The organism is Arenibacter troitsensis, assembly GCF_900177645.1.
In the GTDB taxonomy this organism is placed as follows: Bacteria; Bacteroidota; Bacteroidia; order Flavobacteriales; family Flavobacteriaceae; genus Arenibacter; species Arenibacter troitsensis.
In genome coordinates this window covers 435,556-457,185 of the sequence record NZ_FXAO01000005.1, presented here as the reverse complement: position 1 = coordinate 457,185, position 21,630 = coordinate 435,556, and the positions used below count along the sequence as shown (strand labels likewise).

Sequence of the window (21,630 nt, the reverse complement as noted above, 5' to 3'; positions counted from 1 at the left end):
ATATATAGCATAATAACAAAACCTGCCAACAAGCAGGTTTTGTTTATTTTTAGGTACTTGTTTAACATCAATTGGTTATGAAACTACGTAGGGTGGTATTTGATCTAATGGTCTATGAATCCGTGGATGAACTGGAACAGGAGGACCAAGTTTTATTGCGTGAAGCGGTAAAGGCTAGGCAGAATGCTTATTCCCCTTATTCAAAATTTAATGTTGGAGCTGCGGTATTGTTGGATAATGATGAAATTGTAATTGGCAACAATCAGGAAAATGCCTCATATCCTTCTGGTCTGTGCGCGGAGAGAGTGGCTATTTATTACGCATCCGCAAAATTTCCTGGTGTAGGTGTCAAAGCCATTGCCATAAGCGCCACTTCTAAGAATTTTGTAGTAAATAAACCTGCCGCCCCTTGTGGTAATTGTAGGCAGTCCATTTCGGAATACGAAATAAGACAAATGAGGCCTATATCGATACTGATGTCTGGGGAAACAGGGGAGATTTTAAAATGTAATTCTGTGGCCGATATACTTCCTTTAGCTTTTAACGCTACATTTCTTGAATAGGAGGGAAGTATGACCCTTAATTTTAGGTATTTCTCAACTATTCCTTATTTTGTTTTATATAATAGCTTTATACGAAGCTTTTGATTTAATTTTTTTTCCTATTGATTTATATATGTATTTTTGTTTTCCGTTTTGGTCATAAACTTGTTTTTGATTAAAGCGAATTACTACATAAATTATCAATTAATGGAAAAAATAACCAAAGAGGTCTACCTTAAATGGTATGAGGACATGCTGTTCTGGAGAAAGTTTGAAGATAAACTTGCTGCAGTCTATATTCAACAAAAAGTTCGTGGATTTTTACATCTTTACAATGGGCAGGAAGCTGTTCTAGCAGGTGCATTGCATGCAATGGACCTTACCAAGGATAGAATGATTACCGCTTATAGGAATCACGTTCAGCCAATAGGTATGGGAGTTGATCCCAGAAAGGTGATGGCGGAACTTTATGGTAAAGTCACGGGAACCTCCAAAGGAATGGGTGGATCCATGCATATTTTTTCCAAAGAACATCGCTTTTATGGAGGCCATGGTATAGTTGGTGGTCAGATCCCATTAGGTGCTGGATTGGCATTTGCAGATAAGTATTTTAAAAGGGATGCCGTAACCTTGTGTTATATGGGAGATGGGGCCGTTAGACAAGGGTCGCTTCATGAAAGTTTTAACTTGGCAATGCTTTGGCAATTGCCAGTTGTTTTTGTTTGTGAGAACAATGGTTATGCCATGGGGACATCTGTAGCGAGAACGTCCCATTCAACGGAAATTTGGAAACTGGGATTAGGATACGAAATGCCATGTGGGCCAGTAGATGGAATGGATCCGGTGACCGTTGCCAAGGAAATGAGCAAGGCTATTGAGCGTGCCAGGTCTGGAGGCGGACCTACTTTTCTTGAAATGAAGACCTATAGGTACAGAGGACACTCTATGTCCGATGCCCAGCATTACAGAACCAAGGAAGAGGTGGAAGAGTACAAGAAAATAGATCCGATATCCCAAGTATTGGCTACTATAAAGGAAAACAAATATGCCACTGATGCCCAGATAAAGGAGATAGATACTAGGGTTAAAAAGCTGGTTTCGGACTGCGAAAAATTTGCGGAGGAATCGGATTATCCACCAATAAATCAATTATATGATATGGTATACGATCAAGAGGATTATCCATTTGTACAACATAAAATATAAGTAAATGGCAGAAGTAATAAATATGCCAAGACTTAGCGATACCATGGAAGAGGGGACCGTTGCTAAGTGGCTAAAGAAAGTAGGCGACAAGATTGAAGAAGGTGATATATTGGCAGAAATCGAAACCGACAAGGCTACCATGGAGTTCGAATCTTTCAATGAAGGAACTTTATTATATATAGGTATTAAAGAAGGTGATACCGCTCCAGTAGATTCACTTTTGGCCATAATTGGTGAAAAGGGCGAAGATGTATCCGGATTGATCAACAATGCATCTTCTGATGACAAAGAGGAAAAACAAACGGAAGCTGTAGCCGAAAAGGAGGAGAAGAAGGAAGCACCCAAAACTACGGCAACTGCTATTCCTGATGGCGTGGAAATTGTAAAAATGCCTCGCCTAAGTGATACTATGGAAGAAGGTACCGTGGCAACTTGGTTAAAAAAAGTTGGGGATGAAGTTGAAGAAGGGGACATTCTTGCAGAAATTGAGACCGATAAGGCTACAATGGAGTTTGAATCTTTCTATGCGGGCACCCTGTTGTACGTAGGAATCAATGAAGGGGAAACTGCACCTGTAGATTCTGTCCTGGCCGTTATAGGTCCCAAAGGGACGGATGTTGATGCCGTGTTGAGTGCGGGATCAGGTTCCGCTTCTGAAGATGAAAGTGCTCCTGCAGAAGCCAAGAAGGCTGAAGCTCCTTCCAGTAATGGTCAGGAATCTGCACCTATTGCTGCCAATGATGGTCAAAGAATTTTTGCATCGCCATTGGCCAAGAAAATTGCCCAGGATAGGGGAATAAATCTTGAGGATGTTAAAGGTAGTGGTGATCAAGGAAGGATTATAAAGAAAGATATCGAGGAATATCAGCCAAAACAAAAAGCTGCCGAGAAAACAATTCCTGCCCAGGAAAAGGCTTCCTCCCCACAAACGGCTGTTGCGGTACCAATCAATTTACCGGTAGGGCAAGAAGGGACTGAAGAAGTGAAGAATTCTCAAATGCGTAAGGTTATTGCCAAGCGTTTGGGAGAATCAAAGTTTTCGGCTCCGCATTACTATTTAACCATAGAGGTCGATATGGATTATGCCAAGACCTCAAGAGAGCAGATCAATGGTTTGCCAGATACCAAGGTGTCCTTTAATGATATGGTGGTTAAGGCTTGTGCGATGGCGTTAAAAAAGCATCCACAGGTTAATACCTCATGGAACAATGAGACTACGCGTTATAATCAACATGTACATATTGGGGTTGCGGTTGCAGTTGAAGACGGACTTTTGGTTCCTGTTCTTAAATTTGCTGACCAGATGACACTTACCCAAATTGGCGCTTCAGTGAAGGATCTGGCAGGAAAGGCAAGAAATAAGAAAATTAGTCCTGCGGAAATGGAAGGCAGTACTTTTACCGTTTCCAATTTAGGGATGTTTGGTATTACCGAATTTACCTCTATCATAAACCAGCCCAATTCTGCAATATTATCTGTAGGAGCCATAGTCCAAAAGCCAGTGGTTAAAAATGGCCAGATCGTGGTTGGTAATACCATGAAGGTAACATTGGCTTGTGATCACCGAACGGTTGATGGTGCTACTGGAGCTCAATTTTTGCAAACACTTAGAGCGTATTTGGAGAATCCGGTTACCATGTTGGCTTAAATCGAATTCTTTAAACAATTATATAAAAAGCATCCTGATTTTCAGGATGCTTTTTTAACTTTAAGCCCAATCTGGTTCGCTAACATAATTTGAATGGCATTGACCGATTCATGATTAATCTTGAACTTAATTTAACCATAGTATATAAAATTCAATTCCTTATAGATGACAAGTAAGAATCAATTTATGAAAAACATTATTGGTGTTGCCATATTATCCATTGCCTTGGGCTGTGGTGGCGCTAAATTAAATGAGTCGGTTGGTCAGGCAAAAGGAACCAATGATTCAGGTGTACTGGTCAAGGATGCCTCTATGGCTCAGAACAGCGCGGAAGTTTCTTCGGTACGTTCTAATTTTTCTACGGAAAAAAAGGTTGGGGAAGTAATCTCTTATTTGGCGTCGGATGAACTACAGGGTCGTGAAACAGGTAGTCAGGGAATAGAATTGGCTGCAGAATATATAGAAACGATTTTTAAAGGTAATGGGGTTGGTCCCTACTTTAAAAGTTATAGGGATACCTTGACTAATTTTGAAAAGCCTGCTTACAATTTAGTTGGCTACATAGAAGGAAGGGACGAGCAGTTAAAAAACGAATTCATTATAATCGGTGCCCATTATGACCATATTGGTAATGCGGATCCGGTGGCCGATGATAATATTGCCAATGGAGCCAATGATAATGCCTCGGGCACTACCACGGTCCTAGAGATTGCCCGTTATTTTGGGAAATATAAAAATAATAAGCGAAGTATCATTTTTGCTTTGTTTAGTGCCGAGGAAAAGGGTCTCTTGGGTTCGAAGCATCTAGCTAAAAGGCTGAAGGATCAGAATTTGAATCTGTATGCCATGCTAAATTTTGAAATGGTTGGAGTTCCCTTGGTTGGGAAAGATTATTTCATGTATGTAACGGGTTATGAGGAATCCAATTTAGCGGATGTTTTCAATACTTATGCCGAAGAAAAATTGGTCGGATTTCTCCCAACGGCAAAGGAGTACAACCTGTTTAAAAGATCTGATAATTATCCATTTCATTTGGAGTTTGGGGTACCTTCCCAAACCTTTTGTACCTTCGACTTTACCAATTTTGATCACTACCACCAGGTAGGCGATGAGGTTGCCTTAATGGATTTTGAGCATATGGCCTTATTGGTAAATAAAACCATTCCGGTTTTGGAAGATATTGTTAACGCCCCAATGAGGGAGATAGAATATAAGTAATGGCGAATATTGTAATTACGGGAAGTAGTAGGGGGATTGGCTTTCAAATGGCACAGTTATTTGCCAACGAAGGACATAATGTGTTGGCCCTATCCAGAAATAATACCCCGATTGCCGCATTGAACCATCCCAATATATCCAGTTTTTCGTTTGATCTGGCCAATGAATCAGATTATGTGCAATTGGACGAGTTCATAAAAAATAATTGGAAACAGGTCGATATTCTTATAAACAATGCAGGTAAATTGCTGAACAAACCTTTTTTGGAAACTTCTATGCAGGCTTTTGAGGAGGTGTACAAAGTGAATGTATTTGGAGTGGCCAACATCACAAAAAGAATAATTCCGTTAATGCCCAAAACTGGTCATGTGGTAACCATTAGTTCCATGGGTGGTGTTCAGGGCAGTATGAAATTTGCCGGATTATCTGCCTATAGCTCCAGTAAAGGAGCAGTAATTACCATGACAGAATTGTGGGCAGAAGAATTTAAGGAATCTGGACCGTCATTTAATGTATTGGCGCTTGGCGCAGTGCAGACGGAAATGTTGGAGGAGGCCTTTCCTGATTATAAGGCACCTACCACAGCTTTGGAAATGGCAACATATATCAAGGATTTTGCACTTACGGGCCATAAACTTTACAATGGAAAATTGCTACAGGTGTCCAATTCAACACCTTAATTTTTAATTAGGCAATGAAGGATTATAAATGTATTATTTTCGACTGCGATGGGGTACTGGTAGATAGTGAGGTGCTTGGTAATCAGGTATTTGTGGATATGGCCAATGAACATGGAGCTGGGATAGATATTTCCTATGCAATGAAACATTTTAAGGGAGGTTTTTTAAATGACAGTATTAGGCAGGTAGAGGCCATCATTGAAAAGCAATTGCCCCAGGATTTTGAAAGTGAATATCGCCAAAGATCTTACGAAATGTTTGCTACCCATCTGAAACCGGTAGACGGTGTTGAACAGGTCTTGAATAAATTAAGAGTGCCATTTTGTGTTGCATCCAGTGGGCCACAGGAAAAAATTAAAAGAAATTTGCAAACGGCCGGTCTGTCCTCATTTTTTAAAAACAATATCTTTAGTTGTTATGATATTGAAAAATGGAAACCTGACCCTGCCATTTACTTGCATGCTTCCAAAACCATGGGGTTTACTCCCAACGAATGTTTGGTGATAGAGGATTCTTTGAAAGGGGCAAGGGCGGCCATCTCCGGAGGATTTGATGTTTATGGATACACTCTGTTAAATGAGGATCCTGATTTCGAAAGAGAGGTTACCAAATCCTTTGAACCAATGATAGAGTTGATCTCCATGCTTAAATTATAACCAACTTCCTTTCTTTGGAGGGTTATTTTTTAAAGGCTGGTTGCCTGAAATTAGACTGGCTATTATTTTTGTTTGTGGGAATTGTTCCAAAATAATCTTGATAAATACGGTAATCGGTATTGCCATTATCAATCCAGGTACCCCCCAAATATATCCCCATAGCATCAACATAACCAATACGGTAATGATGTTAATGGAAAAGGATTTGCCCATAAATACAGGTTCCAATATCGATCCGAACAACACCTGTACTCCTGTAATGGACAGGATAAAAAATAAGAGCGTGCTTGTAGGTTCCAACTCCACAAATGCAAATAGCGCCAATAATACCACGGAAATAATGGAGCCAACCATTTGTACAAAATTTATGGCAAAAGCGAACAATCCCCAGAAAATAGGAAAGCTTACGTCAAAAAAAACACAGGCCAGCCCAATTCCTATTCCGGTAAAAAGGCTCACTAGAAATTTGACCTTTATAAATTTAATAAGGTCTTTTTCAACCTTTACAAAAGTCTTGACCGAGGTGTGCTTCTGTTTTAGAATGGTATTGTTCATTAATTTCTGAACATTTATTGATTCTGCAAGCCAAAGCACAACGAAAAATACCGTCATTAATATCATGGTGACCGTATTGCCTATAAAATCCAAGGTCGTCCCAAAGTTTTTCATCATACTTTCTTTGGGAATAAAATTGTTAATGATGTTTTCCTCCTTGGAATAGGGTATTCCTAGGTAATCTTCCATGCCAATTAGTAAGGCTTCCAATTTGGTCTCCGCTTTTTGAAAAAAGGAGTTGTCCGCAGAAAGTATTTCCTTGCTGGTAAGTTGTATAAGTTCTCCACCTATTTTTAAGGCTCCAATGAAAATGAGTATAACAATAAAAATACTGATGGGTTTGGAAACATTCTTTTTATTGAGCCATCTCATAATGGGAAGGAACAATAAAGCTATGAACATGGAGAAAATGAGGGGTATAAATATAAACGATAAAAGTTTTAATAAGTAAAACACTAAGGGGATTACTATGATAAGCAATAACTTATTGGTGGTTCTTAACTCGTTCATAATTATTGTAATAGTTTGTTTTCGCTGCGTGCAACGGGAATGCAAAGTTAATGGAAAGAAATTGTCTTTAATCGTTAATAAAAATGTAAATATTCTTACTTATATTTTTTTTTTGGTATCGTTAATTGTTTTTTGGATAAAATTTTTACTTAAAACAATATGGAATCTTAAAATTTCTAATTTTGTTACTATGCAGGACACTTTGGAAAGGTATCTTCCTGAAAGGGCGGTAAGTTTAAGTATGGAGCTTATAAAGGAAAATAGTGTACATCTTAAGATTGTGAATCAACGGGTTACCCGTCATGGAGATTATAGGAGGATGCCCAACGGATCCCATCAGATTACCGTGAACGCCACCTTAAATAAATATAGATTCTTGATCACTTTGGTTCACGAAATAGCACATTTGGTTGCTTTTGAAAAATATGGACGTAAAATAAAACCGCACGGATTGGAGTGGAAAAGGACATTTCAATATTTGATGTTGCCCTTTTTAAGGCCGGAAGTCTTTCCAACCAATCTATTGCCGATGTTGGCCAGGCATTTTAGAAATCCCAAGGCTAGTAGCGATACAGACGCTGGATTGTCCTTGGCCCTAAAACAATTTGATGTACAGGATAGCGGAAAGTCCTATGTTTTCGAATTGCCGCATGGCAGCGTTTTTAGGATATATAACGGAAAATTATTTCAAAAAAAGAATAAAAGGGTAAAGCGGTACGAATGTGTCGAAGTAGCTACGGGCAGGGTTTATCTTTTTCAGCCAAATGCCGAAGTAGAATTAATAAAAGATTAAAAAAAAACACTATGAATAAAAATTACTATGCGGTTTTAATGGCAGGTGGTGTAGGGTCCAGATTTTGGCCAATAAGCACAACGGCTTATCCAAAGCAGTTTCATGATATGTTGGGTACTGGCGATACCTTGATTCAGAAGACATTTAAGAGATTGTCCAAGTTTATTCCGGTGGAGAATATTTTGATCTTGACCAACGAAAGATATAATGAATTGGTCTTGGAGCAATTGCCTGGGATAACACAAGAACAGGTAGTCTTGGAGCCTGCCATGCGCAATACTGCTCCATGTATACTGTATGCGGCCTTAAAAATACAGAAGAAGAATCCGGATGCCGTTATGATAGTTGCCCCAAGTGATCATTGGATAGAGGATGAAGAAGCATTTGCAAAGGACGTTATAACCTGCTTTGATAAGTGCGAAAAGGAAAATGTTCTATGCACCTTGGGTATCAAGCCTACTTTTCCCAATACCGGTTTTGGATATATAGAATTTGAAAGGAAAGACGGGGAACCACTCAAAAGTGTCCACCAGTTTAGGGAAAAACCTGATTATGAAACGGCCAGGGATTTCATAAAACAGGGAAATTTTTTGTGGAATGCCGGCATATTTATGTGGAGTGTAAAAACTATTGTGGATGCTTTTAAGAAATTTCAACCAGAACAATATGACTTATTTCTTAGTGGATTGAAATTCTATAATACTGTTCAGGAAAGAGCATTTATAAATGAAAATTACCCAAAGGCGGAGAATGTTTCCATTGACTATGCCATTTTGGAACCGTCCAGTAATATTTTTGTATTGCCGGCCACTTTTGATTGGAACGATCTTGGAACTTGGGGTTCTTTGTACGATAAATTGGACAAGGACGATAACGGGAATGCTTTGGTGAATTGTCAGGTTTTAGCTGAGGATTCCCATGGAAATATGATTCGTTCCCCAAAAGGAAAAATTATCGTTATTGATGGATTAAAAGACTATATTGTGGTAGACAAGGAGGAGGTTTTGCTTATATATCCCAAATCCAAGGAACAGGAAATAAAAAAAGTACTTGCAAAGGTTAAAGATAATTTTGGAGATCAGCTGGCTTAATTATGGAGGAAAATTTAAATAAAGACCAGAACCAGGAATTCCCTGAGGGTAGCGGGCAAGATATAAAGCGAGATTTTAGGGGTCTTTTGGAAGGAGTTAAAGTATTTCTCGCCGATCTATTGGATATACGCAAAAACACGGATCAGGAGGCTACAAAGGAATCCATTGTAGCGGATATTCCTTTTAAGGGCCATACTTCCTGGATTTTAATATGTTCTATATTTATTGCATCTGTAGGTCTTAATGCCAATTCTACCGCGGTAGTCATTGGTGCCATGTTAATATCACCTTTAATGGGCCCCATTTTGGGTATGGGACTATCCTTGGCCATCAATGATATAGATACCTTGAGGCGATCACTCAAGAATTTTGCGGTCATGGTTGCCTTAAGCGTTATTACAGCCTTTTTGTTCTTTTATTTATTTCCACTAAGGGATGAATCATCGGAGCTTCTGGCAAGGACGGCGCCAGATATTAGAGATGTGCTTATCGCCTTTTTTGGTGGATTGGCATTGGTTATTGCCCGTGCAAAAAAAGGGACCATTGCCAGCGTTATATATGGGGTAGCCATTGCAACAGCCTTAATGCCGCCATTGTGTACGGTGGGTTTTGGTTTGGCCATTGGTAATTTTGGCTATGCCTCTGGTGCCATGTATCTTTTTACTATAAATACTATTTTTATTGCCTTGGCCACGTTCTTGGTTATAAAATTATTGCGGTTTCCAATGGTGCGCTATGCCAATTCGCAAAGAAGAAGGTTTATTGCAAGAATGGCATCAATAGTGGCTATTTTGGTCATGATTCCTGCCGGATTTACCTTTTACGATGTGTTTCAGGAGTCCTTGTTCAAAAAGGAGGCCAAGCAATTTGTGACCAATAATATTGTACCTTATGAATTACCTGGAGAGGGAAGATATTTGGAGAATTTGACCGATATTCAATACAATCATGGGGAAGATGGGTTTATAGAATTAGTGTTTATGGGGAACGAAACCATTCCGGACAATGTGATTGCAACTTGGAATACACAAAAAAATACCTATGACAAGCTTAAAAATGTAGAATTGAAGATTGTACAGGGATCTAAAAACCAGGAGTTGGATCAAATGCGATATGTCAGCGAATTATATGAATCCAAAAAAGCGGAATTACTAAGCAAGGAACAGCAGATTCAGGTTTTAAAGGAGGAAGTTGGAAAAATGAGCAAGCTTGTTGAGCATCAGATTCCTTTTCAGGAAATTAGTGCGGAGGCCAAGACCAATTATGAGAATTTGACCGGTTTGGGCTTTTCCTATACCATTACAACCGATTTTAATAAATTGGATACCATTCCTGTGTTTAATGTGCAATGGAAAAAGGGATTGCCTGCCCAGCAAGTAAAGACCGATTCACAGAAACTAACGGATTGGTTGCGACTAAGGCTAAAGAATTCCAAGATTCAAGTGAGGGAAGAACAAAATTAATTACGCTCCTCTATATACATTTGGCGCACCTTTTTAAATAATTCGGAGGAATAAACGAAGTCGGTTACGGCTTCATTATCCGTTTTAAAAATTTCTTTATTGCTGCCTTCCCATTCCTTTAATCCATTTTTTAGGAAAATTATCTTTTCACCGATTTCCATAACAGAATTCATGTCATGGGTGTTGATTACCGTGGTAATATCATATTCTTGTGTAATTTCATGAATAAGATTGTCGATGAGGATGGCGGTTTTAGGATCAAGTCCAGAATTGGGTTCATCACAAAACAGGTATTTTGGATTCATTACAATGGCCCTGGCAATGGCAACCCGTTTTTGCATTCCTCCCGATATTTCCGATGGAAATTTGTTATGGGCATCAACAAGGTTGACCCGTTTTAGCACAAAATCTACCCGATCCTGCATTTCAGATTTCGATTGTTTGGTAAACATTCCCAAGGGAAACATAACATTTCCTTGTACGGTCATGGAATCGAACAGGGCGCTACCTTGAAAGACCATTCCCATTTCCTGCCTTAAATTACGTTGTTCACTTGCGGAAAGTTCAGAATATATTTTTCCATCATAACTAATGGAGCCCTCATCAGGTGCAAAGAGTCCCAACAGACATTTCAAAAAAACCGTTTTACCGGAACCACTTTGCCCTATTATCAGATTGGTCTTGCCCTTTTCAAAATTGGAACTAATGCCTTTTAGAACATGGCTTTCCCCGAAGGATTTGTGTAAGTTGTCTACTTCTATCATTAGCCCAAAAGTAATTGTGTTAAGATGTAATTTACAATGATGATCACAACACTTGTCCATACAAAGGCAGTAGTGCTGGCCTTGCCAACTTCCAATGCCCCACCTTTCATGTAGTACCCGTGAAAGGAAGGAATGGTAGCAATAATCAGAGCAAAAACTATCGATTTTATAAAGGAATAGGTAACGTGAAACGGAATAAAATCCAATTGCAAGCCTTCAACGAAGTCCGCACTGGAACTAAATCCTCCAAAAACACCGGCTGTCCAGCCTCCAAAGATACCTACATACATCGCTATCGCAATTACAAAAGGATAAAACAACATTGCTATTATTTTTGGGAAAACGAGATAGTTCAAAGAATTGACCCCCATGATTTCTAGGGCATCAATTTGTTCCGTTACCCTCATGGTGCCAATGCTGGATGTGATATAGGAACCTACCTTTCCAGCCATAATTATGGAGGTGAATGTTGGTGCAAATTCGAGGATTACAGATTGTCTGGTGGCAAATCCGATAAGATTTCGTGGAATGAGCGGATTGGTAATGTTCAGGGCGGTCTGTATGGAAACTACTCCTCCGATAAAAAAGGAAATAAAAATAATAATACCCATGGAACCATAAACCAGTTCGTCTATTTCCTTTAATATAAGGGTTTTCATAATGGACCATTTGGTGGGTTTTTTAAATACCTCCTTGATCATGATGAAATAGCTGCCTATTGATGCTATATAATTCATTCAATATAAAATATTGCTTAGAATGTAAAAATAACAATATTAAGAATCATTTAACTTCCAATTAAAATTTAAAGGTTTTATTTCTATATTTTTGTTTCCTTAAAAATAAAAATAATGCAAAATAAGAGTCTGCTGCTATTGCTTTTACTGCTTATAATAGGATTTAATCCTGTTGAGGTAAATGCCCAGAGAAAATCAAAAAAAAATAAGGTAGAAGACATATCCAAATCCGAAACTGTCACTGTTCAGAGTATTGCTACCACCCCTAAGTTGGTAGTGGGTATTGTAGTGGATCAGATGCGGTACGATTATTTGACCCGTTTTTGGAACCAATATGGAGAAGGTGGTTTTAAGCGCTTGGTAAATGATGGGTTTAATTGTAAAAACAATCATTTTAATTACGCACCAACGGTAACAGGTGCCGGACATGCCTCAGTTTATACGGGTACAACCCCTTCCGTACATGGTATAATAAGCAATGATTGGTATGATAAATATGCGGATGAAAGTGTTTACTGCGCTGGGGATCCCAATTATAATTCTGTAGGAACGTCTTCCGATGCAGGAAAAATGTCCCCACATAGGATGCAAACAACGACCATTACGGACCAAGTAAGGTTGCACACCCAAATGCGGGGCAAAGTTATTGCTGTTGCAATTAAGGATAGGGGTGCCGTTCTGCCTGGTGGCCATACGGCCAATGCCGCCTATTGGTTTGATGGAGGGGCTGAGGGTAATTGGATTACTAGCTCATATTACATGAGTGAGTTGCCTAAATGGGTCGTGGATTTTAATGCACAAAAAAGTGTGGCCAAATACAAAAAGCCATGGACAACCCTTAGAGACATTAACGGTTATATGGAAAGTGGTCCCGATAACAATAATTACGAAGGGCTTTTTGAAGGTCAGTCCACCCCAACCTTTCCTCACGACTTAGTGGGTTTATGGGATAATAATGGTAAATACAGCATATTGAAAAGTACGCCTTATGGTAATAGCCTTACTGCAGATTTTGCTTTGGAGGCTGTGGATAAGGAGTTGCTTGGTGCTGATATTTATACCGACTTCCTGGCAATTAGCTTCTCAAGTACAGATTATGTGGGGCATAAATGGGGAGTCAATTCTAAGGAGATTGAGGACACCTATCTTCGTTTGGACCAGGATTTAAAACGTCTTTTTGAAGCTTTGGATAAAAAAGTGGGAGCAGGGGAGTACACCGTTTTTCTAACGGCAGATCATGCAGCTATTAATGTTCCGGCATTTTTAAGGGATCAGAAACTTCCCGCTAGTGTGGTGGATTCGAAAAAATTGGATGACCGACTTACTGAATATCTGAAGTATACCTATGGAACAACGGATATTGTAAAAAAAATGTCCAATAATCAGTTGTTCTTGGATTATAGGGTCATCAAGAGTTTGGACCTGGATATTGCTGACGTAGAAGAAGAGTTGGCTTTGGAGTTGATTCAATATGATGGTATTTATAAGGTGTTTACAGCCAATCAAATGTGGCAAAATCAGTATGCCACGGGAATTCCCCATATTGTACAGAACGGATTTAATCAAAAACGTTCAGGGGATGTACTGATGGTGTTCGATCCTGGAAGTGGAAAATATGGAAATACAGGTTCAACACATGGCTCGCCATGGAATTACGATACACATGCCCCCTTGTTGTTTTATGGTAAAGGCATTAAGAAGGGGAGTACGGTCAACAGAACGGAGATTCCGGACATAGCTCCAACAATAGCTGCCTTAATGGGAATGAACGCTCCTTCGGGAACTACGGGAGAGCCAATTGATGAGGTGATAGATTAATACTAAGACTTGTTGTAATATTAAAAAGCCAAACTTTTCTTATTGGAAGAGTTTGGCTTTTATTTTTCTCCATCGCAGCTGGCGAATAAACTTACCCTCCGCGAGGCTTACAATAAAATCTGTTTTTTCTTTCCGAGCCAAAAGATAACCTTGAAGATTATCTAAAAATGCTCTTGGCTTTTTTTGTTTCAAGGCCATTTTTATCGAAGCAATCAGAGTAATCAGAAATCCGTACCTCATAGTGAACATGGCCTTTCCTTGTAGTAATTTGGCTTTTTTGTTATAAGCATTTCCCAGTGGGCGTAAGTGTATAACGTGCAAGTCACTATCTGTATAGATGCTAAAACCGTTGTATTGGGCAAGTAGCTCGTCTACGGTATCCCAACCCATGGCGGTTTTAAGCCCCCCAATAGCCTTAAAACATCTTTTGCTATACGCCTTAAAAGCACCGCGCACATGGTCTTTGTCCATAGGGTGATTTAGTTTCCAATCCCCATTTTTGTCCTGTTCATAGGCAAATCCACCTGCTATCCCAATTTTTGCGTCATCAGAAAAAATCTTGGCTACTTTTTCAAAATAGAAATCGGGAAGAATTATATCGGCATCTAATTTTACTATAAAGTCATAGTCTTCATCCAATTGTTCCAAGCCTTTATTAAAGGCATTGACAACTTTACTGCCAGGCAAATGGACAGTGGACGATTTAGCATTGATCTTTGATATATAGCTGTGTTTGGCGGTGAAGCTATCTATTATTTGCTCGGTATTGTCCGATGAATTATCATTTACCACAACAACTCTTTTGGGAGGCAAGGTTTGTATAGCCACAGATTGCAAGGCGTCCGTTAAGAACTGGCCTTCGTTGTGTGCAGGGATAATGATATAATACTTCACCGTTAATTATATATTTGTTTTAGTGGTTGACTGGGTCCGTTTTCTGTCTGCTGTAGTCCAAGTGAAAATTCAAGGCTGTATTTTTCTTTCGGCATACACCATGTAATATCTGGGAGTAAAACTGCGCAGCAGTGGTCTAATCCCAATTTTTTTCACGGGGTTGGTCCATTTTGCCCGATCCTTTATTTCCCATCCCGCCTTTTCCAATAACCAATCAAACTGCCAGTCTTCAAACTCATGAAAGTGCCTGTCCCAGGGATCGGTCTTACTTTTGTAGGCCGATGAAAACCACAATCTTAGTGGAATACTGGCCACCAATTTATCGCTTTTGATCTGGCTAAGAACATTGAAAGGGGCCAAAAGATGCTCAAAGATTTCAAAAGCAGTGACAACTTCCGCCTCGGTGGTGAGGACAGCGGAAAAATCCAGATCCAAATCCTCACCTTGTGTGTTTTCTACTTGATAACCATTTTCCTTCATAATCTTGGAAAATGGATTTTCCACCCCTAGATCCAAAATGGATTGGTCGGTTGATATGTGTTTTTGTAGAAATTCCAGGGTATGTTTAAAACGTTTGTTCGGGAAGGTTCTTTCGTACATCGGTAGGTATCTGGTTTGTTTTATAACATGTTTTTGCGGTTTTAAAGAGAATAGGTCCCAAAACCAGAAACAATGATATTTGAAATAGTGTTAAGTGGTCTATGGATTATACCCTATAGACAATGGCGTTTATGTTCATGCCTGCACCAACACTGGCAAATATAACAACATCTCCTTTTTTTATCGACTGATTTTCCATTTTTCCATTTTTCACCATATCATATAGGGTGGGTATGGTAGCTACTGAACTATTTCCCAATTTTTCTATACTCATGGGCATAATTCCATCGGGCATATCCATATCGAAAAGTTTGTAGAAACGTTTTACTATGGCCTCGTCCATTTTTTCATTGGCCTGGTGAATGAATATTTTTTTTACCTCGGTTATTGGCACCCCACTTTTGTCCAAACAATCTTTCATGGCTTGGGGCACATAGGTTACTGCAAATTCATATATTTTTCGGCCATACATTTTTATGTATAGTGTGCCGTCTTGGGCCGTTTTGGAATAGGACTCGCCGAAGAAGAGAAAAAAAGCTTCCTCATTGGCATAGGTTGCACTATTGTGTGATAGGATTTGGCCAGCATTTTCACTAGCTTCTACAATGGTGGCCCCGGCACCGTCAGAATAGATCATGGAGTCCCGATCATGCTTGTCCACAATTCTGGATAGGGTTTCTGCGCCAATTACAAGACACTTTTTGGCAATCCCACTTTTGATAAATGCATGTGCTTGGATTATTCCTTCTATCCAGCCTGGGCAACCAAATAAGAGGTCATAGGCAACACATTTGGGATTCTTGATCTGTAATTGATGTTTTACACGTGTAGCTAAACTTGGTAAGGCATCTCCCTGGGACTGGCTAATGGATACGTCACCAAAATTATGGGCAAAAATTATGTAGTCCAGTTCCTCTTTGTCAATTTTTGCATCGGTTATTGCCTTTTCTGCTGCAAAAAATGCCAGTTTGGAGGTGTTTAAATTATCTGCGGCGTAGCGCCTTTCACTGATTCCGGTAATGCCTTGGAATTTTTGAATGATTACCTCATTAGGATGTTTAAAAGGGGTGCCATCCTCATTTAAAAAATCATGATTTTCAAAATCTGAATTTTTTGTTACGATGGATGGTAGGTAAGAACCAGTGCCAGTAATGCCAATGTTCATAATGATATGCAAATTTAATAGTATAAATATAAACCAATTGGGCCGCGGTACTTTTTGTCCTTTGGATTTGATATGATGTTCAAGATAATTGCGCTTTTGCAATTGTCAATAAAAAAGCCTTTCACAATTGGGTGAAAGGCTTTAAATTGCTTGGTTTTGTTGAGGTTTTTATGCTTCCGCATATGCCTCGATAGGAGCGCAGGTACATATTAAATTACGGTCTCCATATGTGTCGTCTACACGTCTTACGCTAGGCCAAAACTTGTTTTCCAATATATATGGCAAAGGGAAGGCGGCCTGTTGTCTAGTGTATGGAAACTCCCATTTGTCATTGGTCACCATTTCCAAAGTATGGGGTGCATTTTTTAGCGCATTGTTGTTGTCTTCAGCAGATGCTGCATCAATTTCTTCACGAATGGATAGCATGGCACTACAGAATCGGTCCAATTCGGCCAAGCTTTCGCTCTCTGTTGGCTCTATCATAAGTGTTCCGGCAACTGGGAAAGAAACGGTAGGTGCATGGAATCCATAATCCATTAATCTTTTGGCGATATCCGTAACTTCTATGCCATTTTCTTTAAATGGCCTACAGTCTATGATCATTTCGTGGGCAGCCCTACCTCTTTCCCCGGTATAGAGCACATCGAATTTTCCGCTTAGCTTATTTTTAATGTAGTTTGCATTAAGGATAGCAGTTTTAGTAGACTGGGTCAAACCATTTTCCCCTAACATTTTTATATATCCATAAGAAATCAAACATACCAAAGAACTTCCCCAAGGAGCAGCCGAAATAGCTGTAATAGCTTTGTCTCCACCAGTTTTAATTACAGGGTTTCCAGGTAAAAACGGCACTAATTGTTCCGCTACACAGATGGGTCCCACTCCCGGGCCACCACCACCGTGCGGAATAGCGAAAGTCTTGTGCAGGTTTAAGTGGCAGACATCTGCACCAATGGTGGCAGGGTTGGTCAACCCTACCTGTGCATTCATATTGGCTCCGTCCATATAGACTTGACCTCCGTTATCATGAATCAATTTTGTGATTTCCTTAATGGAGGATTCAAATACGCCGTGGGTAGACGGATAGGTTACCATTAAGGCGGACAGATTATCTTTGTGCAGCTCGGCCTTTTCTGCTAGGTCGGCCACATCTATGTTTCCGTTTTCGTCGGTTTTTGTAACTACTACCTTCATGCCCGCCATTACTGCCGAAGCTGGGTTGGTGCCATGCGCAGAGGCAGGTATCAAGCAAATATTTCTATGGCCTTCCCCTCTGGACTCATGATAAGCCCTTATGACCATTAGGCCGGCGAATTCACCTTGTGCTCCGGAATTTGGCTGTAAAGAAGTGCCTGCAAACCCGGTGATGATATTCAGATCTCTTTCCAATTCCTTCAGGATGATCTGATAGCCTTCGGCTTGTTCCACAGGAACAAAAGGGTGGATATTTCCCCAACGTGCCATACTCAAAGGAAGCATTTCGGAGGCAGCGTTCAATTTCATGGTACAGGAACCCAAGGAAATCATGGAGTGGTTCAAGGCCAGATCCTTTCGTTCCAATTTTTTGATATAACGCATCAATTCCGTTTCCGAGTGATAGGAATTGAACACGCTGTTCTCCAAAAAGGTTGAGGTACGCACAAGCTTGTTTTCAAGCAGGGATTGTGATAAAAGGCCATTGATTGTAATAGCTTCTTTGCCGATAGCTTCGGCGAAGATATTCACTATTAATTGTAGGTCTTTTATGGAAGTGGCTTCGTTCAATGCAATAGATATGGTGTCTGCATCAACGTATAGGAAATTAACCTCATATTTTTCGGCAATGGGCCTTACTTTGGAGGAATCCGCCTTTATACTTATGGTGTCAAAATACGAAGTGTTGGTTTGGTACAACCCTAATTTTTCAAGACTATCCGCCAGGGTAACGGCTGTGGAATGCACCTTGTTTGCGATATATTTTAATCCTTTTGGACCGTGATAAACCGCGTACATCCCGGCCATTACAGCCAATAGGACCTGAGCTGTGCAGATGTTGGAGGTAGCCTTGTCCCGTTTTATGTGCTGCTCCCTTGTCTGTAAAGCCATCCTTAATGCCGGCTTGCCATCGGTGTCCTTTGTAACTCCGATTATTCTACCAGGGATACTTCGTTTGTACTCTTCCTTTGTGGCAAAAAAAGCGGCATGTGGTCCGCCATAACCTAAGGGAATTCCAAACCGTTGAGTGGTTCCTACCACCACATCGGCTCCAAATTCACCCGGAGGGGTCAATAAAGCCAAACTTAAGATATCTGCGGCAACGGCAACTTTTATATTTTTTTCTACGGCCTTGGCCACGAAGGAAGCATAATCATGTACTTGGCCATGCTTTCCTGGGTATTGCAACAAGGCGCCAAAATAATCGTCACCGAATTCGAAGCTTTCGTGGTTACCAACAATCAGTTCTATGTCGAGTGGCGTGGACCTTGTTTTTAACAAGGACAATGTCTGGGGCAATATCTCTTCGGAAACAAAGAATTTTAAAACGTTGTTTTTCTTTTGATCCCTGCTTCGTACATCAAAGAGCATGGTCATGGCTTCTGCGGCGGCAGTACTCTCGTCCAAAAGGGAGGCATTGGCCAATTCCATTCCTGTAAGTTCGGCTATTACGGTTTGGAAATTCAATAAGGCCTCCAAGCGCCCTTGGGCAATTTCAGCTTGGTAAGGCGTGTAGGCCGTATACCATCCTGCATTTTCCAAAATATTTCTTTTTATCACCGAAGGAGTTATACTTTCATGATAACCTAGCCCTATATATGATTTAAAAACTTTGTTTTTCTCGGACAAGACTTGAATATGGGACAAATACTCGTGTTCACTCAATGGGGTGTCCAAAGCCAAGGGCTTAGCAAGACGAATATCATCCGGAATGGTTTCTGAAATCAACTGGTCTACCGAGTTGACCCTGATGGTTCTTAGCATCTGTGGAAGGTCTTCTTCTCTAATGCCGATATGGCGCAAGGCAAATAAGTCTGTCCTCATAAATTCAAGCAATTATAATCTAAAATATAAGTGAGCAAAAATACTCATTATTTATGTTTATTTTGCGGCTTTTACTTCCAACTATTTCAAAGTTTTTAACTAAAATAAGAGGTTATGAACACTTTGATTATTTTTGATTTATGAACTGGCGTAACTACTTATTTCATTTTTATCTGGATGCCAGTATACATGTAGCACTAGCGGTTTTTGCATTTATTGAAATCACCTGCGTTTTTTTTGGATTGTCCAGGGACAACCATATATCATATTTGGTGTTTTTCGGAACTATTGCGTGCTACAATTTTGTGAAATATGGGGTGGAGGCAAAAAAGTATTTTCTAGTAGCCAATACTTATCACAAGAATATTCAAGTGGTCAGTTTTATTGCAGGGGCCTTTGCTCTTTATCATTCCTTTTTTATGTCTTTTGAAGCTTGGATCGGCCTTGCAGTATTGTTGGTTCTCACCAGTTTATATGCCGTTCCGCTTTTGCCCAACGCAAAAAATCTTAGAAGTTTGGGGGGTCTCAAAATTTTTATAGTGGCTTTGGTGTGGGCAGGTACAACGGTAGTTTTGCCCATTGTAGCGGCATATAGGGTTTTGGATTGGGATGTTGCCGTGGAGTTGGTACAGCGATTTTTAATGGTCCTGATCCTAATGTTGCCTTTCGAAATTAGGGATTTGGATTATGATGATCCGGAACTAAGAACTTTGCCCCAAAGATATGGTTACCTAAAAACAAAGGTTTTTGGAGCAGTAGGAGCGGTGGTTTTTTTCTTTTTGACTTTCTTGAAAGATTACCTTACGTATTTTGAAGTATTGGGCAAGGGGCTGGCATTTCTTGGTCTAGGAGTATTGATGCTGTCCACCCGAAGAAATCAATCCCAATTTTTTTCTTCATTTTGGGTAGAGGCCATTCCAATTTTTTGGTGGGTCTGTATTTTGGTGTTGGATGTCTTTTTAAATCCTTGACTTTAATTCCGTTTTCATTTTTTCCTTTTCCTCTATACAAAGCGTCTTAATATTTGCTTTGGAGCAGAGAGAAGTTAGTTCGGTGTTTTTTTTGGAAAAAGATTTACAGGTTCTGCAAAACAATAGGTGCAGTTTGATTTTGATTTTCTCTAAGAAAGAGGCTTCCTTATATTGAACTTTAGTACAAATTATTTCAACGTCCTTACAGCTTTTCATATCTTGAACCAATTGTTGTTTAGGCAATCCATAAGAACAGTTCTTGCTCTATGGAGGATAACCCAAAGATTAGACGGATTGATGTCCAGCTCCTTACATACCTCTTCGGTACTGAGTCCGTTTATAGTTTTTAGGGTAAATGCCAAAGCGTGTTTTTGGGGAAGCTTGGCTATACAATCCTGAATGGCCATACCCAATTCTTCGTTTTCTATTTGGCTGTTTTCCAATAAACTCATTGGGTCCGCTACTTGTTCTTCCAAAAAGTTGCTATCGGCCTCACTATTTTGATTTTGGGTAATACGGACCATGGATTTCGCCTTTTTTGAATTTATTTTGCGATAATGATCAATGACTTTTCTTTTTAGGATAGAGATTAGCCACGTGCGTTCGGCTGCCTCCCCTTTAAAATTTTTTGCAGATTTTAATCCGGCAAAAAAAGTTTCCTGTACCAAGTCTTTGGCAATTTCAGAATCGCTTACCCGGCTTACCGCATAATTGAAAAGGTAATCGGAATAACTATCGACCCATATGTCCGGATTTAATTCTTGTTTTGTCATACCTGTTTGTCCTTTCAAAAATAAGTGATTTTTTTCTGAAGTAGAATTCTTATTTTTGATTAAGCATATAAGTTATGAGAACAATATTTCTTTTTTTGGTGGTATTAATACTGCAAACGGGCTGTTCACAAGAAAATAAGACCAAAATGCCGATAGTCGACTTTAAACAGGAAATGTTGAATAACGCTATTTTGGTAGATGTTAGGACCCCTGAGGAATTTAGTGCAGGGCACTTGGATAATGCCGAGAATATTAATTGGTATGACGCCGATTTTTCGGATCGATTTAATACCGTGGACAAAAACAAAACTATTTACCTCTATTGCAAGATGGGGGGGCGCAGTGCGAAGGCACAGGAAAAGTTGAAATCTTTGGGTTTTACCAATGTTGTTAACCTGGAGGGGGGATATGATGCCGTTAAGGCAAACAATTAATTCTAGGGCAACGGCCGGGCTATAACGGTTGACTTGGGTGCCCTAAATGGTTCTTGGGAATTTAGAAGCTATGGTAAGATATAAGTCAAAAATA

The 21,630-nt window shown here is 39.7% G+C and carries 20 protein-coding genes; 12 read left to right on the top strand and 8 right to left on the bottom strand.

What is annotated here, in order from left to right:
- Positions 1–77: 77 nt before the first annotated feature.
- The 6 genes from cdd to B9Y87_RS13900 all read left to right on the top strand — a co-directional run bounded on the left by cdd (position 78) and on the right by B9Y87_RS13900 (position 5,950).
- Positions 78–563 (top strand): cytidine deaminase, encoded by a 486-nt coding sequence (cdd, locus tag B9Y87_RS13925; RefSeq protein WP_085499565.1) that lies wholly within the window; start codon positions 78–80, stop codon positions 561–563.
- 186 nt (positions 564–749) lie between these two features.
- The gene (gene pdhA, locus B9Y87_RS13920) at positions 750–1,748 is read left to right on the top strand and encodes a pyruvate dehydrogenase (acetyl-transferring) E1 component subunit alpha (protein ID WP_085499564.1); all 999 of its coding nucleotides are present in this window, start codon (positions 750–752) and stop codon (positions 1,746–1,748) included.
- Between the two features lie 4 nt (positions 1,749–1,752).
- On the top strand, positions 1,753–3,396 hold the full coding sequence (locus B9Y87_RS13915; protein WP_085499563.1) for a pyruvate dehydrogenase complex dihydrolipoamide acetyltransferase: 1,644 nt from the start codon (positions 1,753–1,755) through the stop codon (positions 3,394–3,396).
- A 186-nt stretch (positions 3,397–3,582) separates the two neighbouring features.
- Complete coding sequence (locus B9Y87_RS13910) at positions 3,583–4,614, top strand: M28 family metallopeptidase (RefSeq protein ID WP_085499623.1); 1,032 nt, start codon at positions 3,583–3,585, stop codon at positions 4,612–4,614.
- Positions 4,614–5,294 carry an SDR family NAD(P)-dependent oxidoreductase gene (locus B9Y87_RS13905; protein WP_085499562.1) on the top strand — a complete coding sequence of 227 codons (681 nt, stop codon included), beginning with the start codon at positions 4,614–4,616 and terminating at the stop codon, positions 5,292–5,294. The genes B9Y87_RS13910 and B9Y87_RS13905 overlap by 1 nt, the downstream gene beginning before the upstream one ends.
- 14 nt (positions 5,295–5,308) lie before the next feature.
- Positions 5,309–5,950: an HAD family hydrolase gene (locus B9Y87_RS13900; protein ID WP_085499561.1), complete on the top strand. Its 642-nt coding sequence runs from the start codon at positions 5,309–5,311 to the stop codon at positions 5,948–5,950.
- Here B9Y87_RS13900 and B9Y87_RS13895 read toward each other — a convergent pair.
- Positions 5,945–7,015: an AI-2E family transporter gene (locus B9Y87_RS13895; RefSeq protein WP_085499560.1), complete on the bottom strand. Its 1,071-nt coding sequence runs from the start codon at positions 7,013–7,015 to the stop codon at positions 5,945–5,947. The two genes, B9Y87_RS13900 and B9Y87_RS13895, sit on opposite strands and share 6 nt — an antisense overlap.
- 190 nt (positions 7,016–7,205) lie before the next feature.
- On the opposite strand from B9Y87_RS13895, the gene B9Y87_RS13890 reads away from it, so the two are divergent.
- The 3 genes from B9Y87_RS13890 to B9Y87_RS13880 are packed head-to-tail and all read left to right on the top strand — an operon-like array spanning position 7,206 to position 10,362.
- Positions 7,206–7,808, top strand: coding sequence for a SprT-like domain-containing protein (locus tag B9Y87_RS13890; RefSeq protein WP_085499622.1), 603 nt, complete (start codon positions 7,206–7,208; stop codon positions 7,806–7,808).
- Positions 7,809–7,819: 11 nt separating this feature from the next.
- Positions 7,820–8,899, top strand: a complete 1,080-nt coding sequence (locus B9Y87_RS13885; RefSeq protein ID WP_085499559.1) for a mannose-1-phosphate guanylyltransferase — start codon at positions 7,820–7,822, stop codon at positions 8,897–8,899.
- Positions 8,900–8,901: 2 nt separating this feature from the next.
- Complete coding sequence (locus tag B9Y87_RS13880) at positions 8,902–10,362, top strand: DUF389 domain-containing protein (protein ID WP_085499558.1); 1,461 nt, start codon at positions 8,902–8,904, stop codon at positions 10,360–10,362.
- On the opposite strand, the gene B9Y87_RS13875 is transcribed toward B9Y87_RS13880, so the two are convergent.
- Complete coding sequence (locus B9Y87_RS13875; protein WP_085499557.1) at positions 10,359–11,126, bottom strand: ABC transporter ATP-binding protein; 768 nt, start codon at positions 11,124–11,126, stop codon at positions 10,359–10,361. The two genes, B9Y87_RS13880 and B9Y87_RS13875, sit on opposite strands and share 4 nt — an antisense overlap.
- Complete coding sequence (locus tag B9Y87_RS13870) at positions 11,126–11,863, bottom strand: MlaE family ABC transporter permease (RefSeq protein WP_031445201.1); 738 nt, start codon at positions 11,861–11,863, stop codon at positions 11,126–11,128. The genes B9Y87_RS13875 and B9Y87_RS13870 overlap by 1 nt, the downstream gene beginning before the upstream one ends.
- A 114-nt stretch (positions 11,864–11,977) precedes the next feature.
- Here B9Y87_RS13870 and pafA point away from each other — a divergent pair, with 114 nt between their 5' ends.
- Entirely contained in the window at positions 11,978–13,681 is a 1,704-nt protein-coding gene (pafA, locus tag B9Y87_RS13865) for an alkaline phosphatase PafA (protein ID WP_085499556.1), read from the top strand.
- A gap of 39 nt (positions 13,682–13,720) precedes the next feature.
- Here pafA and B9Y87_RS13860 read toward each other — a convergent pair whose 3' ends face one another.
- From B9Y87_RS13860 to gcvP, 4 genes are all read right to left on the bottom strand, one after another.
- Positions 13,721–14,575, bottom strand: coding sequence for a glycosyltransferase family 2 protein (locus B9Y87_RS13860; RefSeq protein ID WP_085499555.1), 855 nt, complete (start codon positions 14,573–14,575; stop codon positions 13,721–13,723).
- A gap of 69 nt (positions 14,576–14,644) precedes the next feature.
- Complete coding sequence (locus B9Y87_RS13855) at positions 14,645–15,175, bottom strand: class I SAM-dependent methyltransferase (RefSeq protein WP_085499554.1); 531 nt, start codon at positions 15,173–15,175, stop codon at positions 14,645–14,647.
- A 106-nt stretch (positions 15,176–15,281) separates the two neighbouring features.
- Positions 15,282–16,340, bottom strand: a complete 1,059-nt coding sequence (locus B9Y87_RS13850; RefSeq protein WP_085499553.1) for a 3-oxoacyl-ACP synthase III family protein — start codon at positions 16,338–16,340, stop codon at positions 15,282–15,284.
- Between the two features lie 168 nt (positions 16,341–16,508).
- On the bottom strand, positions 16,509–19,358 hold the full coding sequence (gene gcvP / locus B9Y87_RS13845; RefSeq protein ID WP_085499552.1) for an aminomethyl-transferring glycine dehydrogenase: 2,850 nt from the start codon (positions 19,356–19,358) through the stop codon (positions 16,509–16,511).
- 140 nt (positions 19,359–19,498) lie between these two features.
- On the opposite strand from gcvP, the gene B9Y87_RS13840 reads away from it, so the two are divergent.
- Positions 19,499–20,329, top strand: coding sequence for a UbiA prenyltransferase family protein (locus B9Y87_RS13840; RefSeq protein ID WP_085499551.1), 831 nt, complete (start codon positions 19,499–19,501; stop codon positions 20,327–20,329).
- Positions 20,330–20,541: 212 nt separating this feature from the next.
- Here B9Y87_RS13840 and B9Y87_RS13830 read toward each other — a convergent pair whose 3' ends face one another.
- Positions 20,542–21,102, bottom strand: a complete 561-nt coding sequence (locus B9Y87_RS13830) for a sigma-70 family RNA polymerase sigma factor (protein ID WP_085499549.1) — start codon at positions 21,100–21,102, stop codon at positions 20,542–20,544.
- Between the two features lie 74 nt (positions 21,103–21,176).
- Between B9Y87_RS13830 and B9Y87_RS13825 the strand changes: the two genes are divergently transcribed.
- Positions 21,177–21,536, top strand: coding sequence for a rhodanese-like domain-containing protein (locus B9Y87_RS13825; protein ID WP_085499548.1), 360 nt, complete (start codon positions 21,177–21,179; stop codon positions 21,534–21,536).
- The last annotated feature ends 94 nt before the right edge of the window (positions 21,537–21,630 follow it).